General features: G+C 54.6%; 16 protein-coding genes. 7 read left to right on the plus strand and 9 right to left on the minus strand.

The genetic code is table 11. The annotated features are described in order from the left end of the window. Positions 1-23: 23 nt before the first annotated feature. The 3 genes from AC0JZ1_RS09925 to AC0JZ1_RS09935 form a co-directional block, all read right to left on the minus strand. Complete coding sequence (locus AC0JZ1_RS09925; RefSeq protein ID WP_471882217.1) at positions 24-494, minus strand: 3-hydroxyacyl-ACP dehydratase FabZ family protein; 471 nt, start codon at positions 492-494, stop codon at positions 24-26. Between the two features lie 23 nt (positions 495-517). Further along, a complete protein-coding gene (locus tag AC0JZ1_RS09930) occupies positions 518-802 on the minus strand; it encodes an acyl carrier protein (RefSeq protein WP_137137101.1) in 285 nt (94 codons plus the stop codon). Positions 803-932: 130 nt separating this feature from the next. Next, complete coding sequence (locus AC0JZ1_RS09935; RefSeq protein ID WP_471882218.1) at positions 933-1,892, minus strand: nucleoside hydrolase; 960 nt, start codon at positions 1,890-1,892, stop codon at positions 933-935. 122 nt (positions 1,893-2,014) lie between these two features. Between AC0JZ1_RS09935 and AC0JZ1_RS09940 the strand changes: the two genes are divergently transcribed. Further along, positions 2,015-2,842 (plus strand): TSUP family transporter, encoded by an 828-nt coding sequence (locus AC0JZ1_RS09940; RefSeq protein ID WP_471882219.1) that lies wholly within the window; start codon positions 2,015-2,017, stop codon positions 2,840-2,842. A 37-nt stretch (positions 2,843-2,879) separates the two neighbouring features. Here AC0JZ1_RS09940 and cobU read toward each other — a convergent pair whose 3' ends face one another. Beyond that, on the minus strand, positions 2,880-3,398 hold the full coding sequence (gene cobU, locus AC0JZ1_RS09945; RefSeq protein ID WP_471882220.1) for a bifunctional adenosylcobinamide kinase/adenosylcobinamide-phosphate guanylyltransferase: 519 nt from the start codon (positions 3,396-3,398) through the stop codon (positions 2,880-2,882). 15 nt (positions 3,399-3,413) lie between these two features. Here cobU and AC0JZ1_RS09950 point away from each other — a divergent pair, with 15 nt between their 5' ends. The 3 genes from AC0JZ1_RS09950 to AC0JZ1_RS09960 all read left to right on the plus strand — a co-directional run bounded on the left by AC0JZ1_RS09950 (position 3,414) and on the right by AC0JZ1_RS09960 (position 5,356). Further along, positions 3,414-3,596, plus strand: coding sequence for a hypothetical protein (locus tag AC0JZ1_RS09950; protein ID WP_471882221.1), 183 nt, complete (start codon positions 3,414-3,416; stop codon positions 3,594-3,596). 324 nt (positions 3,597-3,920) lie between these two features. Continuing rightward, positions 3,921-4,919 carry a glycine betaine ABC transporter substrate-binding protein gene (locus AC0JZ1_RS09955; protein WP_471882222.1) on the plus strand — a complete coding sequence of 333 codons (999 nt, stop codon included), beginning with the start codon at positions 3,921-3,923 and terminating at the stop codon, positions 4,917-4,919. 86 nt (positions 4,920-5,005) lie between these two features. Further along, positions 5,006-5,356: a hypothetical protein gene (locus tag AC0JZ1_RS09960; protein WP_471882223.1), complete on the plus strand. Its 351-nt coding sequence runs from the start codon at positions 5,006-5,008 to the stop codon at positions 5,354-5,356. 75 nt (positions 5,357-5,431) lie between these two features. Here the strand turns inward: AC0JZ1_RS09960 and AC0JZ1_RS09965 are convergent, their stop codons facing one another. Beyond that, positions 5,432-5,545: an entericidin domain-containing protein gene (locus AC0JZ1_RS09965; protein WP_471883411.1), complete on the minus strand. Its 114-nt coding sequence runs from the start codon at positions 5,543-5,545 to the stop codon at positions 5,432-5,434. Between the two features lie 262 nt (positions 5,546-5,807). Between AC0JZ1_RS09965 and AC0JZ1_RS09970 the strand changes: the two genes are divergently transcribed. Further along, positions 5,808-6,581, plus strand: a complete 774-nt coding sequence (locus AC0JZ1_RS09970; protein ID WP_471882224.1) for a formyl transferase — start codon at positions 5,808-5,810, stop codon at positions 6,579-6,581. Positions 6,582-7,044: 463 nt separating this feature from the next. Here AC0JZ1_RS09970 and AC0JZ1_RS09975 read toward each other — a convergent pair whose 3' ends face one another. Further along, on the minus strand, positions 7,045-7,941 hold the full coding sequence (locus tag AC0JZ1_RS09975; RefSeq protein ID WP_471883412.1) for a LysR family transcriptional regulator: 897 nt from the start codon (positions 7,939-7,941) through the stop codon (positions 7,045-7,047). Between the two features lie 176 nt (positions 7,942-8,117). On the opposite strand from AC0JZ1_RS09975, the gene AC0JZ1_RS09980 reads away from it, so the two are divergent. Both AC0JZ1_RS09980 and AC0JZ1_RS09985 read left to right on the plus strand, forming a co-directional pair. Then, the gene (locus AC0JZ1_RS09980) at positions 8,118-8,348 is read left to right on the plus strand and encodes a hypothetical protein (RefSeq protein WP_471882225.1); all 231 of its coding nucleotides are present in this window, start codon (positions 8,118-8,120) and stop codon (positions 8,346-8,348) included. A gap of 181 nt (positions 8,349-8,529) precedes the next feature. Beyond that, a complete protein-coding gene (locus AC0JZ1_RS09985; RefSeq protein WP_471882226.1) occupies positions 8,530-9,552 on the plus strand; it encodes a GlxA family transcriptional regulator in 1,023 nt (340 codons plus the stop codon). Between the two features lie 58 nt (positions 9,553-9,610). On the opposite strand, the gene AC0JZ1_RS09990 is transcribed toward AC0JZ1_RS09985, so the two are convergent. The 3 genes from AC0JZ1_RS09990 to AC0JZ1_RS10000 form a co-directional block, all read right to left on the minus strand. Further along, positions 9,611-10,447, minus strand: coding sequence for a response regulator (locus AC0JZ1_RS09990; RefSeq protein WP_471882227.1), 837 nt, complete (start codon positions 10,445-10,447; stop codon positions 9,611-9,613). 145 nt (positions 10,448-10,592) lie between these two features. Further along, entirely contained in the window at positions 10,593-13,106 is a 2,514-nt protein-coding gene (locus AC0JZ1_RS09995) for a GcvT family protein (protein WP_471882228.1), read from the minus strand. A gap of 146 nt (positions 13,107-13,252) precedes the next feature. After that, a complete protein-coding gene (locus AC0JZ1_RS10000; RefSeq protein WP_471882229.1) occupies positions 13,253-15,778 on the minus strand; it encodes a mechanosensitive ion channel family protein in 2,526 nt (841 codons plus the stop codon). Positions 15,779-15,926 lie beyond the last annotated feature (148 nt).

Here is a 15,926-nt window from a genome sequence, read left to right on the forward strand (position 1 = left end):
TTCAACCTTTCGGATGCGCGCCCTCAACGGGCTGAAAGCGCGTTCATTAGTCCAACTTCGCCAGCGCGCTTGCGCACGATCTCAGCCAGAGGAATCTCATCAAAGGGCATTGTGCGCAGTTTCAATTGCGCATCGCAGACCTTCTTGCCCGCACAGGTGATCTTCGCCTTGGTAACAGCATAGCCGGAGCCTTCGTGCTCGAGAAACACGTCAATATCCAGCACCGCATCGGGCTCAACAAAGGTCCTCATCTTCGCGCCATCAACCGACATCAGGAACGGCATAGCCGCGAAATCGGACGCTGCGAGAATCATGAAGCCGCTCGCCTGGGCCATGGTTTCAATCAGCAAAACCCCCGGCACGAGAGGCATACCAGGGAAATGGCCTTCAAAGACCGGGCTTTTGCTGGGCACGATAGATTGCGCCCGCAGGGTTTTGGCTTCGAGATCGACCGCTTCGATACGGTCGATCATCTGGAAGTATTCAAGAAGCATCAGGCTTCATCAACAAAAGAGCCTCAGCCCTTTGCCGCCCTCAGTTCGTCGATCTTGGCGCAGAGGTTCTTCAGAACGAAGTATTCCTCGGTCGAAACCTTGCCTTCGTTGACTTCCTGTGTCCACTGCTCAAGCGGGATCTTGATGCCGAATTCCTTGTCGATCGCAAAAACGATGTCCAGGAAATCAAGGCTGTCGATGCCAAGGTCGTCAATCGTGTGGCTCTCAGGTGTGATCGTCTCACGGTCGATTTCGCTGGTTTCAGCAATAATGTCGGCAACTTTGTCGAATGTAGCGGTCACGCTCATATCCTCTGAATTCTGTCAGTTGATGTTCCACATAGGGAAATCCGGCTTCGATGCCAATGGGCTGCGAAGCTCGGAAGGAAATTTTGCACTGTCACTGTTGCGCAAACAGCAATTTGTTCGCGAGGGATTATCAGATCGCCTTGCCCGAAACGAGGGCAGCCCTGATGACCGAGAGAACCTCATCCGGCTTGACCGATACGGCCACCTTCTGGCTCGGCAGATCATCCCAGGCACCGGGCGGAAAGCCCCGGCCATCCGGCTTCTGGATGGTTTGGCCATCAGCAAGGCCACCGCACACCACGCGGATGGCGCCGCTGCGGGTTTCAAACAAATCCGGACGAACGAGATAGACCGCAGCGCAGCTATCGTGGATGACCATGCCGTCACCGACGCGGGTCTTGTAAAAATCGATATAGAGCTGCGAAATATCCGACAAGAGCTTAATATCTTGTCCGCCTTCCGCAACCATATCCGCCAGATAGCCGCTCGTCATGACCGTCTGCATCGTGACATCGAGACCAATCACAACGACCGGCCATGGGGCCGTCATCACCACATCGGCGGCTTCCGGGTCACCGTGGATGTTGGCTTCGGCTGCAGGCGAGACATTGCCGTTCACATCAAATGCACCGCCCATGATGATGACGCCGCGAACAAGCTTGGTGATTTCCGGATCAGCCTTCAGAGCCAGCGCCAGATTGGTCATACGACCGACGGCAATCAGGGTTACCTCACCCGGGTTTGCGCGCACGGTATCGATGATAAATTGAGAGGCAGTGCGCGAATCGGCTACGCGATCAATGCTTTCCGGCACGGGAACATTGCCGATGCCGTTATCGCCGTGGATGGCTGTTGGCCAATAGCTTCCACCACGTGAGGGGTCGAAGGTTTGCCCTGCCCCCTTGGCAACGGGTGCTGGAATCGCCCAGGCAGAGCCAAGGTAAAGCGCATTGCGCGTGGTCAGTTCGATTGGGGCATTGCCGAACACGGTGGTGACACCCACAAGATCGATCTCAGGATGCTTGTGCAGGAAAAGCAGCGCCATTGCATCGTCAATGCCGGGATCGGTGTCGAAGATGACCTTGTGCATTCGGATATCCTTATTCTCAAATTTGCCCGCACAATAACTGGCGGCGGTAAAGACGCAAGACTGCCAGAGACAAACCTCCGGGCGTTTTGTACGCGAGGTAGACTTGCGCACAGGCGGCGACGGTGACAGAAGGCAGGACCTTCTCTTCTGACTGGTTTATCCCCGTGCATGATATAGCGCTGAACCTTCTCCTGCTGCTGTTTGCAGCTGCCGTTATTGCTGGCTTCATCGATTCGATTGCTGGCGGAGGTGGACTGGTAACCCTGCCCTGTTTGCTGCTGGCGGGCTTTCCGCCGCTGGAAGCGCTGGCAACAAACAAGCTTCAGGGAACGTTCGGGTCCGGTTCCGCAACAGTTGCCTATGCGCGGCGTGGCCACGTGAAATTGAAAAAGCAGATGCCCATGGCGCTTATTGCCTATGTGGCAGCAGGCATCGGTTCTTTGATCGCCTCGCATGTGCCCGGACAGTATCTCGCGACCGCAATTCCCTTTCTGTTGATCGGCATTGCTTTGTTCTTCGCCCTCAAGCCAAGGCTCTCAGATGAAGACAGCACGCAACGGATTACGCCGACCATCTTCGCGCTGACGGCGGTTCCACTCGTTGCCCTGTACGATGGCGTTTTCGGACCGGGTGCCGGATCATTCTACATGCTGGGCTTTGTCATGCTGGCAGGCTTTGGCATGTTGAAGGCAACGGCTCATACCAAGCTGCTCAACCTGGGTTCCAATCTCGGATCGCTGACAGTATTTGCGCTGAATGGTGCCATTTCGTGGAAGGTGGGGCTGGTAATGGGCGCTGGGCAATTGATTGGCGCGCAATTGGGTTCTGGCCTTGCCATGCGCAGCGGCGCGAAAATTATCAAGCCGCTTCTCGTCATCACCTGCATTGCGCTGGCGACGAAGCTTTTGTCAGACCCCAGCCACCCGATTCGCCTCTGGCTTGGTTACTAACGCCTTTTTTCGCGCCTTGTGCTTCCACCGAAATTGGCTATTTCATTTTCAGAGACAGGCCAGCCGCGATGAAAAAGACCTCATCCGCGACCTCTGCCAGGCGCTGATGAAGGCGCCCCGCATGGTCTCTGAACTGACGGGCCATACGATTTTCCGGCACGATCCCGAGGCCCACCTCGTTTGAAACGAAGATGATCCGCCCTGGAAAGTCGCGAAGACTGGCAATCAGCAGTTCGGCTTCCGCATCTATATCCGCTTCGGCCATCATCAGGTTCGTTACCCAAAGGGTCAGGCAATCCACCAGAATGACGTTTTGCGAATCCGAAATGCTTGCGATGGATTCAGCCAATCGCAGAGGAACTTCATGGGTGTGCCAGCCGTCCCCTCGCTGCATGCGATGCAGTGTGATTCGCTCGCGCATCTCATCATCCCAGGCCTGCGACGTTGCGATGTAATGGCGAGATAGACCTGAATCGACAGCCAGCCGCTCTGCAAAGCGCGACTTGCCGGAACGAGCTCCGCCGAGGACAAAGGTAATGCAGCCCGCAGTTTCCAACGACGTGAACCAATCATGAGGGGAAAGAAGAAGCCCCGCGATGGAAGATGCGAAAACGGCAAATTCGTAGCCGAAGAGGTTGCCGCCTTGCTGATCGCACCCGCCTATCGCAGGGCATTGGAGCAACTGGCAGACGCGCCCGGTGGCGATGGCCACCTGTCAGCGGAGTTTACCGAGCATCCAACTGTCGAGGATTAAGTTAAGCGCTTCACGTTTAATTCGCAAGAGCGACCCCATAACTTGGGTTGCGTGAAGCGGCTCCGGTACGCACTACCTGCCGGAGCCTCTGTGGCGCTGCCACGCGAAACTGATAGCCCGACAAGTGTTACCGAGGCGTTATCACGGCACAGCTTTTTCAGTAATCGTGCAATTTTGTTGAAACAGCCGGAATGTTCGGTCTCGCTCCACACCTCAAGGGGAACGAGATGGACAAATGGATGACTGGCAAAATCGCTTGATTTTTCTGGATATTGCGACACTTTTGTACTTCGATCCACTCAGAAGCGACCGGGATGGTAAAATATGCGACAGGGGCTTCTTCTTGCCATCGCCGGTTCATTCATTGCGCTTGTGGGCGGAACCAGCGCCTCCCATGCTTGCGGCACGGTTGAAGTTGCGGCGATGAATTGGGAATCCGCGGCTATTGCAGCCGAGGTCGATAAATTCATCCTGGATCACGGCTTTGGTTGCCAGACCCGGATTGTCGCCGGAGACACCATTCCCACGTTTGAAACCATGCTTGCAAGTGGCAAACCCGACATTGCACCTGAGCTTTGGGTCAACTCCATTAATGACAGGCTATCAGAGGCTGTTCGGTCCGGCACCCTTCTGCAGGGAGCAGAAATCCTGGCGGATGGCGCCGTTGAAGGTTGGTGGATACCTAAGTTTATCGCCGATGCTAACCCCTCGATAAAGACCGTGTACGACGCACTGGCGAATCCAAAACTGTTTGCATCCGATTCGCAGCAAGGCATGGGCGTTATTCATAACTGTCCGGCGGAGTGGGCCTGCCGTGTAACCACGGTGAACCTGTTCCGTGCGGTGGGAGCGGCAGACAAGGGCTTCGAGCTCCGCAATGCAGCCACAGGGCAGGAATTAGAAGAATCCATCAACAAGGCTTTTGGGACCAAGACGGGATGGCTCGGCTATTATTGGGCTCCCACGGGCATTTTGGCTCGCCATGAAATGGTGAAGCTCTCATTCGACGTGCCATTTGATCAATTGGAATGGGATAGCTGCACTTCCGTATCGGGTTGCATGAATCCCAAGGTTAATTCCTATCCCACCTCGCAAGCGTTCACGGTAATGACGGCTGGCTTCGCAGAAAAGGAGCCGGAGATCGTCAACTATATGCAGCAGCGCAAATGGGGAAATGCAACGATCAGCAATCTCATTGCCTGGAAAGATGAGAATAAAGTCAATCACGCTGAGGCTGCACGATATTTTCTCAAAGAAAACTTGGGGATTTGGACACGCTGGCTTTCTCCTGACGTGGCAGAGAAAGTGAAAGCTGCGCTTTAACCATATCCGGATATTCTACTATTGAGAGTGACCTGGCCGGGCTGTAACTTCTGCGCCAAGAATCAGTGACGTGGAGTAGAATAAAAATGAATACAGTCGCTTCTATTGGCAGCCGCGAAACCGTTGCAGACGCGTTGGCAGGAATGAGCCAGGATCATGCAAACTGGTTGAGATTGATGATGGAAAACCCGGCAGGCGATGACACGCTGCTGGATGGCATCCATCTTCATCTTGATAATGCTTCAAGCGCACGGTTTCTGAATACATTGAAACTACAGCAATGCGGCGAATGGCTTGGCAATCTCACGCCGGGACGTCTGCAAATTCGCTTGATGGAAGCGGCACGTTCAAGCCAGCATCCAGCCTATTCAGCTTTTCGCGAAGGACTACAAAAAGCTGGCGGCGTTGATAAGGCTTACCCTAAAGCCAACGTCTAACCAACCCACCGCAAACGCAAAAGGCCGCCTGGAGCAGTGCTCACAGACGGCCTTCTCGTTCAAGATAGTTGAAGCTTAGCGGGCAGCGCGCTGAACACTACGGCCAGCATCTTGCGTAGCATTAACTGTGTTGGCTGTATCCTTGCCCACGCCACGGATGGTGTTGCCGCAGGAAGCGAGCGATGCCATGGAAGCGAGAAGAGCAGCGACGACGCAGACAGATTTGACCGTCATGTTGAATAACTCCAAGAAAATTTGACGACATAGAACCGGAAAATTTGTTTCCGTGCGGGTAACGTACGAAGACGATAAAAGTTCACGCGGGCGTGAGCAGTTTTTTACGTATAAGGATTTCCACTCTTTCGCGGACGCAGAAGCATCATTTCGACTTTAATGCTTTCTTTGCCTCGCCCAGCCAACATGGCGCCGAACGCAACCGGTCTGGCTTATCATGAGCATTGAAACTCCTCGAATTCTTGTCCTCACCGCTGGCGGCATGAACCCACAGGTCATGATAAACGCGCTGAAACCGCACTTTCCAAATCTAGAAGTCATAGAAGAGACCTACGAGAGTAAAAGCTCCATACTGAAGCGCCGCGCTCGGAAACTGGGCTGGGCTGTCGCTCTCGGCCAGTTGGCAACCATGGTGTGGTCACGCCTTGGCAAGCGCATGGCAGCCAGACGAAGCGCAGAAATCCTAAGCGAGTTTGGGTTGAGTGACGAACCCGACACGAGCATCCCCAGAACCCACGTGACGTCGTTGAATAGCGCAGAGGCAATTGAGGCTATTCAACGTGCCGAACCAGACGTTGTTTTTACCGTGTCCTGCCGTCTTCTAACCCGTAAAACATTAGAAGCCGTCTCCTGCCCCATCATCAATTTCCATGCGGGAATCAATCCCGCCTATCGCGGCCAGATGGGCGGCTACTGGTCGTTGGTAGAAAAAGATGAGGCTAACTTTGGCGGAACACTTCACCTTGTGGATGCAGGGACCGATACAGGCGCCACCCTGGCGGAAGTGAGGGGAAAGCCACACAAGCGCGATACCATTTCCACCTATCCTCTCTTGATCACTGCTCTAGGAGTGAAGCCCACCATTGAGGTCTTGTCGAAGGCTTTGTCAGGCCAGCTCATCGAGCGTCAGCCGACGGGACCTTCGCGTTTGCGCTTTCCCCCGCCGCTATGGACTTACCTTTACGTGGGTCTTACCCGCAGCATTTGGTAAGCGAAAACTTTCTGCTCGATCCACAGGTGATGAGCAAGGTTAACGCTTGATGCCGAGCCGTAACATGCATTAAAGATTTGTGTCTGATTTCTGGAAAGTTTGATCCACGTCAGCTTCGCGCAGGGGCAATGGGATAAAAAGAGGGTAGGCAGAAAGCCTGTCTCAAGGTCTCCACCCGGCATGAAGCTGGGCGCACAGAATGGAAAGGCCGTTCAGATGCATTATGACTGGAGTGGTGCCGATCACCGTCGGCGTACTTATCTCAAGTTGAGCTGGGTTGCAATTTCAGCAGCTCTCATCGTCGCAGCAGCAATTCTTCATCTCAGTTAATTCGTTTATTACAAAGCCTCTTTCATCTGGCAGTTGGGGTGTAAATCATCCAAACTGCCAGATCCTCAATCAACCGCGGAAGACACAGTGCCGGCGAGCCGAAGTGGCAAACCGATACGGCAAGAGATGATCATCACGCTGCTGCCTTATCCAGTTCCGCGTAGGCTTCGCGAATGGTTTCCGCAACAGCCTTGGCGGGGATGGAAAGATCGCCGCTGGTGAGAAGCCGCACATCAAAAGACATGAGTTCAGGCAATCCTTCGCGGGGCCCAAGAACCGTCATATCATCCGTGATGTAGGTACGTGCCAGTGGTGCGACAGCGAGGTCGGAAATGACTGCTGCGCGCTGCGCCATGGTGCTGGCGCTTAAATAAGCGATGCGATAGGTCCGCTTCGTCTCATCGAGTTTGCGAAGCGCCTCTTGCCGCCAAAGACACCCATCCTCCCAGATTGACACGGGCAATGGATCTTGAAGATGCGCAGCGCCGCACTTGGCACCAGCCCAGACCAGCTTTTCCGTGTAGACGACCTCCCCTTCGCTTTGCAACTGCCGCGATGAGGTGTTGATTAGCGCCAGATCTAATCGCTGCTCCTCCATTCGCTTGCGAAGGTTGGTGCTGGAATCCACGGTGACATCCACCATGATACCTGGAAACTTCCCGGCAAAATCTCGCAGGATTCCAGGTAGCAACCGTTCTGCAATATCATCCGCCGCACCTAGCCTGACCACGCCAGACAGTTCCGGCATCACGAAGCGGGATACCGCTTCGTTGGAGAGCGCTATCAATCGCCGCGCATAGGAAAGCAATATTTCACCTTGCGGCGTGAGGGTCACGGAGCGCGCATCCCGCAAGAATAGCGTTGTCCGAAGTTGATCCTCCAGCTTCTTGATCTGCATGGAGACTGCGGAAGGCGTTCGCAGAACAGCTTCGGCAGCCGTGGAAAAATTACCAGTATCCGCAATGGCTACGAAGGTTCGCAATACATCATTATCGAGCAACGGAAGGTTAGCGCGGAAAGGGACTGTCATCATCCATCTTTCAAAAAAGCTTATATATCCTAGGATATCAGTTTATTTCCTTCACAGTCAACGGGCAGCAATTCGAAACAAAATTCATCACAAAAATGGATGATATTGATCAAAAACATTATCTTGATTGATGACTTGGCAAGGCGCAACGTGATTGCATTCGAAAGGAGAAAACTATGCAAATCAACGTTGCACAATCCACGTATCGCCCACAACTCAAGGAATTTCTGCGTGTTGGTAGCCGGGCTTCGGGCATATTCAGCATTATTACAAAGCTCATGGATGCCTATGCATGCCACAAGGAAATGGCAGAATTGGAAGCGCTTCCTTTCTCTACGCAGAAGGATCTCGGCTGGCCAACGCATTGCAACGCATCTCAAAACCTGCCTCGCACCGACGCGAAGTAGGCTGCACGCACAGCGGAGTGCAGTCTTTCAGACTCTGCTTATGAATACATTCAAAATTAGAAGGATACTTGTCGCACAGAGAACATATTGCCTTGCGCGCTTGGTTGGTTCAATGTCGTTTTCAGAATACTGAAGGCCGACTGTTCACGCGAGGAATAGAGGCTTGCCACGGAGCCCGCTCATGACCAACAAATCGCAGGTCAAAAAACGTACACTGGTGTTTTTCCTCGTCCCAGAATTTACGCTATTACCCTTTGCAGCCGCAGTTGAAACCCTGCGGATTGCCAACCGAATGCTTGGCTACAACGCCTATGAATGGCGCCTTGCATCCGCCGACGGCCAGAAAGTATTTTCATCTAGCGGTATTGCCGTTGAGGTGGATAGCGCTCTAACGGATGAGCGGCGTAACTTGGGCGGGGAACACCGCCCCAACATGGTGCTGATCTGTTCCGGCATCAATGTGGAGGAATTTGCGAACCGATCGGTGTTCGCATTCCTTCGTGAGACCTTCAACCGGGGCGTCGCTGTCGGTAGCCTCTGTACGGGCGCACATGTGCTGGCGCAGGCTGGCCTCTTGAATGGCAAGAGGTGCGCAATCCATTGGGAAAACCTGCCTGGCTTTGCGGAGGCGTTTCCGCAAGCCGAGGTATATGCCGATCTCTACGAGGTTGACGGTAATCTCTACACCTGCGCCGGCGGAACTGCCTCACTGGATATGATGCTTAATCTGATCGGCCAGGATTTTGGCGAGACACTGGTGAATCGCGTTTGTGAACAGCAATTGACCGATCGTGTTCGCAACCCTCACGACCGCCAGCGCCTGCCGCTCCGCGCACGTCTTGGAGTGCAAAACAATAAGGTTCTTCAGATCATCGAATTGATGGAAAGCAACCTTTCCGAACCGCTCTCACTGGTGGACATAGCCGACAAAGTAGGGCTTTCTCGACGGCAGATCGAGCGCCTTTTCGCGCAGGAGATGGGCCGATCCCCTGCCCGCTACTATCTCGAAATCAGGCTCGACCGTGCACGCCATCTGTTGGTGCAATCTTCGATGCCGATTGTGGAGGTGGCGGTGGCCTGCGGGTTTGTTTCGGCTTCGCATTTTTCGAAGTGTTATCGCGAAGTCTATAATCGCTCACCTCAGCAGGAACGGGCGGATCGCAAATTGACGTCTGCGGCACCCAGGGCGCGGATACCAGCCTAAATGAAAAAGGGGGCCGCCTCACAGGCCGCCCCCATCTTTTTATCCCTGATTAAGCAGATCAGGCCGCAGGGCGCTGCTTGCCGGAATGTGTGGATTTGATTTGCACCAGCGTGTCCAGGTTCTGGTTTACGCGGCAATAGAACTCTTCATCAATGAAGGGGCGCAACATGAAGTCATTGCCCCCAGCTTTAAGGAAGCGCGCGGAGAGCAGGCGATCAGTGGAAGAGGATACGCCGATGATGCGCAACTCGTGCGAACCGCGAACAGAACGGATGCGGCGCGCGAGTTCAAACCCATCAATGTCCGGCATGTTGTAATCGGTCACGACGAGGCCGATGTCCGAATTCTTTTTCAAGATATCGAGGGCTTTGGCACCATTTTCAGCCACGCTGACGCGGAAATTATATCGCTTGAGGCGCGTGGATAGCAGTGCGCGCGCAGTTGGGCTGTCATCAACGATGAGGACATGGTGGCGATGATTGGTGAGGAAGCGGCACACCGATTCCACCAGCATCTCGACCGCAAACACGTTGTCCTTCAGAATGTAATCGACGATATCCTTTGCCAGCAGCTTTTCGCGCGTCTGCTCGTGGAAGGTGCCGGTGAAAACGATTGTCGGGATGTTCAAATCGACAAGATATTCTAGCGCCTCGCCGTTTTCAGCGCCGGGAAGATTGATGTTGGAGATCGCGAGCGTCACCGGTTCCTCTGAGAGCTCATTGGCCATCATCAGGTCTTCATATGTGCGGCAGATTTCCGCTTCAATCCCAAAGATCTCCTTGAGACGCTGGCGGATCATGGACGTAAAGACGTTAGAGTCTTCAGCAACAATAATCCGGGCTTCCGGAAATTGTTCGCCTGTATACTGCATGCCGGAAATACCAAGATAAGTCATGATCGCCTTTTATCTCCTCAACTAAAGATAATTTAAAGCAGATCATGTTGCCGAAACATTAAACGCAAAGGTGGCGAGAACTGGATTTCAAGCGAAAAGCGGCCCCGAAGAGCCGCTTTCCAAAGTATGGTCAATTAACTGTTATTCAGGCGCGCAAAGCGTTGTTATCTGGATCGAATGGGCTCTCGCCCACCACTTCCGCCTCATACAGCGAACCGAGGATCTTGACCTTCAACTGTGTGCCGATGACGGCGTGCTGCGGGTTGAGCATAGCAAGAGCCAGAGATTTGCCCACACGCCAGCCGTAGCCACCGCTTGTTACGCGGCCAACCACTTCGCCAGCGGCGTTGTAAATAGCTTCAGAACCTCTCGCATCGACATCTGTTGTGCCTTTAACCTCAAGCGTGCTGAAGTTCCACTTCAGGCCCTTCTCCTTGTAGGCAACCAGTCCATCGCGACCGATGAACTGCTTCTCAGGCTTGATAAAGCGATCCAGGCCGGACTCGTAGGCATTGTATTCAACCGACAGTTCACGCCCCATGTTGCGGTAGGACTTCTCGACAGCCATGGACACCATTGCACGAATACCGAACGGCTTGATGCCGAATTCCGCACCCGCTTCCATGAGTTTGTCGAAGATGTAGTTCTGCATTTCGATTGGGTGGTGCAGTTCCCAGCCCAGTTCACCGACGAAGTTGACGCGCAGAGCGTGAGCCGTCGCGACACCCACCGAGATCTGCTTGCCGGTAAGCCACGGGAAGTCTTTGTTCTCCAGGCTCGTACGTGTGAGTTTCTTCAACAGGTCACGGGACTTCGGCCCAGCCAGAACAAGCACACCATATTTCTGGGTGATCGGCTGAAGGATGACAGAGCCATCCTGCGGCGCAAGGCGCCAAAGCAAATCGTGGTCATGCGCTTCCAGGCCGCCTGCGGAAACCATGTAGAAACGATTGGGTGCCCACTCGTAAATCGTGAACTCCGCCCTCACCCCGCCTGCTGGCGTCAGCACATGCGCTAGGGTGATGCGACCACGCTTCTTGGGGATGGCATTGGCAAAGATGCTTTCCAGCCAAGCGCGCGCGCCAGGGCCGGACACTTCCATCTTCGCAAACGGCGACATATCGAGCACGCCGACATTCTGCGTGACGTTCTTCACCTCGTTGCCGACATGTTCCCAGTAGTTAGAACGACGGAAGGACCATTTTTCGACAAACCGCCCATCGTCCAGCGCAGGCGCATAGTTGTGGCTGGTGATGACATCCGCGCCCACGCCCTTTTCGCTTTCCGGAAGTTCATAACCTTCCGGCGCGTACCAGTTTGCACGCTCCCAGCCATAGAGCGAACCGAACACACCACCAAGCTTCTTGAGCTTTTCATAAATCGGCGTGGTCTTCAGCGGGCGGGCGGCAGAACGCTCCTCATCCGGGTAGTGCATGGTGAAGACGTTTGCGTAGGCTTCTTCATTCTTTGCGATGAGGTATCCCTCAGTCGCGTAAGGGCCGAAGCGGCGTGGGTCCACACCCATGAGATCGACCGTTGGCTCGCCATCCACAATCCATTCCGCCAACTGCCAGCCAGCGCCACCCGCTGCCGTAATACCGAAGGAATGACCTTCGTTCAGCCAGAAATTCTTCAAGCCAGGGGCTGGGCCGACAATCGGGTTACCATCCGGCGTATAGGCAATAGCACCGTTATAGACCTTCTTGATGCCCACTTCACCGAAGGCCGGAACGCGAGCGATGGCGGTTTCGATATGCGGCATCAGGCGATCAAGCTCTTCCTGGAAAAGCTCGTATTCGCTCTCCGACGAAGGGCCATCCACGTAACAGACAGGTGCGCCAACTTCGTAAGGCCCGAGAATCAGGCCGCCCGCTTCTTCGCGCATGTACCAGGCAGAATCCGATTCACGTAAGACGCCCATTTCCGGCAAGCCCTGCTTGCGGCGCTCCTGGATGGCAGGATGCGGTTCCGTGACGATGTACTGGTGCTCGACCGGAATGACTGGAATGTTGAGCCCGACCATCTCACCTGTCTTGCGGGCGAAAGAGCCCGTACAGGAAATGATATGTTCGGCGGTGATTTCACCCTTGTCGGTCGTTACCTTCCACAGGCCATCCGGCTGCTGCTCAATGGCTGTCACGGTCGTGTTTCGATAAATGGTCGCGCCATGATCACGCGCACCCTTGGCAAGCGCCTGGGTGAGATCTGCTGGCTGGATATAGCCATCGTCCGGATGCTGGATCGCGCCGAGAAGGCCATCCGTTTCGCACAGCGGCCAGACTTCCTTCACCTGCTCAGGCGTCAGGAGATTGACCTTTACGCCAATCGTCTCCGCAATGCCGGCATAGTACATATATTCGTCCCAACGATCCTTGGTACGGGCAAGGCGGATATTTGAGACTTTCGAAAAGCCGACATTCATGCCGGTTTCTTCCTGGAGTTCCTCATAGAACTTCACGGAATATTTGTGCAGCTGGCCAACGGAATAGGACAGGTTGAACAGCGGCAGCAGACCGGCTGCGTGCCATGTGGAGCCGGAGGTCAACTCCTTCCGCTCGATGAGAACGACATCACTCCAACCCTTTTTGGCCAAGTGATAGAGCGTTGATACGCCGACAACGCCGCCGCCAACGACGACTGCCCTCGCATGTGATTTCATCGATACGACCCCTCTGATATGGCCGCAAACCCGTGGCAGGTGCGGCTGAATAATATGGGGCTGACTATGCAATCACACCGGCTTTGCCAAACGCCTGATTACGACATGCGTACTGCTTGCCGCGACGCCAGAAAATTTCCTCCACATTAGGTGGAGGTCGCTGGCGTCACGTTCTCTTCTCCGGCCAGAGCTTCATCGGATTGCGAGGCATCGGCACGTTTTTCAGAGATCGGCGGACGAGCCGTATAAAGCGTACCAGTGACATGAACGTCCTGGCGATTGGCAGGAATTTCAATGCCTTCCTCTTCGAAACGACGCAGGATTTCTGCCCGCATGTGGTTTCGAACCCCCATTCCGTCATTCATATCCGCCACGTGGAAACGCAGTTCGAAATCCAGAGACGACGCCCCGAAGCGGAGAAATTCGACATGCGGTTCCGGATTGCGCAGAACCTGCGGTACTCCCGCCGCCACTTCCAGCAGCACCTCGATGACACGCCGTGGATCAGAGCCATAAGCGACACCCACGGGAATTTCCGAACGCTGCATCCGGTTGCGGTGCGTCCAGTTGCCTACCGCAGCATTGATGAGGTCGGAATTCGGAACGATGATCGATTGCTTGCGGAAGGTTTCGATCTCCGTGGCACGCACGGAAATACGCTTCACGATACCCTCAGTCGTGCCGGTAATGATGTGGTCTCCAACCTTGAAGGGCCGCTCCACCAGAAGGATGAGGCCGGATACGAAGTTCGACACGATGTTCTGCAGGCCGAAACCGATACCGACGGACAGCGCACTGGCAACGAGAGCAAGGCTGGACAGATCAATACCAGCCGCAGAGACACCAACCACGACCGCCACCCCCATGCCGAGGTAACCGATACCGGTTTTGACGGAGTTGCGCACACCTGCATCAACCTGGCTGCGCGCCATGACATGCCGATCAATCCATCGCTGTGCAAAGCGGGTCAGCATGTAACCTGCCAAAAACAGCAGGATGCCGATCATGATGCCAACAAGTGAAATATTGATGTTGCCGATGCTGATCTGGGTAAACAGGCGTACCGCCGCCGCCTCGATGTCCTGGATTTGGAAGCCCCAGGTGAGCAGGATCATCGGCACGACGAACACGATTGCAAAGGCGTAAATGCTGAGGCCAGCAAGAAGACCGATTTGATCGAGCGAAATCTCATTGAGCTTGTAGCGGGCAGCGACATAGCGGCCCACGGAAGTTTGTGCAAAAGCACCCTGCTTGCCAACGGCCTTGCCCGAAAGAATGCCGATATATCCGGTGACAACCAGCGCGCCCGTCAGCACGATCTGCGTCGCCATGAAGCGTGCCAGACCAATGTAACCTGAGAGAGCCGCCAAAATTAGGGCTATGCCGATTGTCCGCAATGCGAGCGGCAGCCCCCGCGGCCAAGCGCGCCCAGGCGCTTCGGCATCCTTATCCTTGGCCAGAACAGGCTTCAGGAAAGACATAATAATAATGATCGCGCCGATCAGAATCGATGCAGCAAGGCTCTTCACAATAGCCAGAACGACAGGCGAGTTCAGAACCTCGCCCACTTCGGTGAGCACGAAATCCAGCCCATTGATCAACGACATCGACAGGAAGAGCCAGAAGAGCACTCTTGCACCACGATTGGTGACGCGCACCAGGCGCCAATGCGGATAATCAGGTGCAAGCACGAGCGATGCCAAGCGCGATACGAAGGCGACAGCCCAAATGAGAGCGAGAAAACTTGCGATCAACGGCCGGATGTCGGGCCGCAGCACGCCGAAACTGTGCATAAAGAAATAGGTTGAGGTCAGGAAGGCCGACAGGCTGATCGTGGGAAGCACCAACGACCAAAAGGCAAATGAGAGGCGCGTAATGTAAGGCGGATTATCGAGGCTTGCATCACGCTTCACCATCTTACCCAGAGCCCGATAGCCGCCTGCAAGGAACAGCAGTGCAGCGCAGATCGACAGGGCAATCGCAGCCATCAATTGCAGCTTCTTGAACTTCCAGGCGAAGCTCAGCCAGCTAGACATCGTATCCTTGAAGCTAGCGACTTCTTCGCCAAAGCTGGACGCGGCATCAACCATTACGCCCCAGGAAAGATCGGTATGCTTCAGCAGCGTATCGGAAAACAAACGTCTGCGCTGCTCGGTAATTTTCGCCGATAGTTCGCGAGCGATGGTGGTCAACTGCCCCAGCTCGCTGGATGCTGCTGTAACTTCCGCACGCTCTGACAGAAGGCGATTGCGCTCGTCTGTGACTACGGGAGCCTCTGGCGGCTGCCCTTCCTGCGGTGGCTCACCAAGCTCCTTCACGCGTGCCTGTATCTGTTCAAGCCGCCGCTTCAGATTTCCACTGTGCTCGTTCAACTTGCCCAGGATATCATCGGATTCCGACTTAAGATCGGCCAGTTGCATGTCATCGACATCTTTGGCGCCGGATCGAGCCGTTATTGAATCGAGAGCCTTCCTGGCATCTGCAATATTCTTTTCAATCTTAGCCGCGCCCTCAACAGCAGTCGCAGCCGGTGGGTTGGCGGCGTCCTGAGCAAGCGCCGGAGCAATTGGCACCAAAGCCGGCATGAGGGCCACGAGAAGAAACAGCATTTTCCGTGTGGCAGGAAGAATGAAACCTGTCGCAATCTTGTGCAATGTCATGACCTCAAACATGCGGCGCCTTCATGGGACCGGAACGGGGCAAGGGATGCGTTGAGTCTTGCCAATTTGCAATGGCTGGCCCTTGAAGATGATGCACACGGCGGAACTAAGGCGCTGAAGAGAAACGTTATATAAGCAACGGAACAGAAATCAGCATTTC

Source organism: Affinirhizobium capsici (assembly GCF_977018625.1).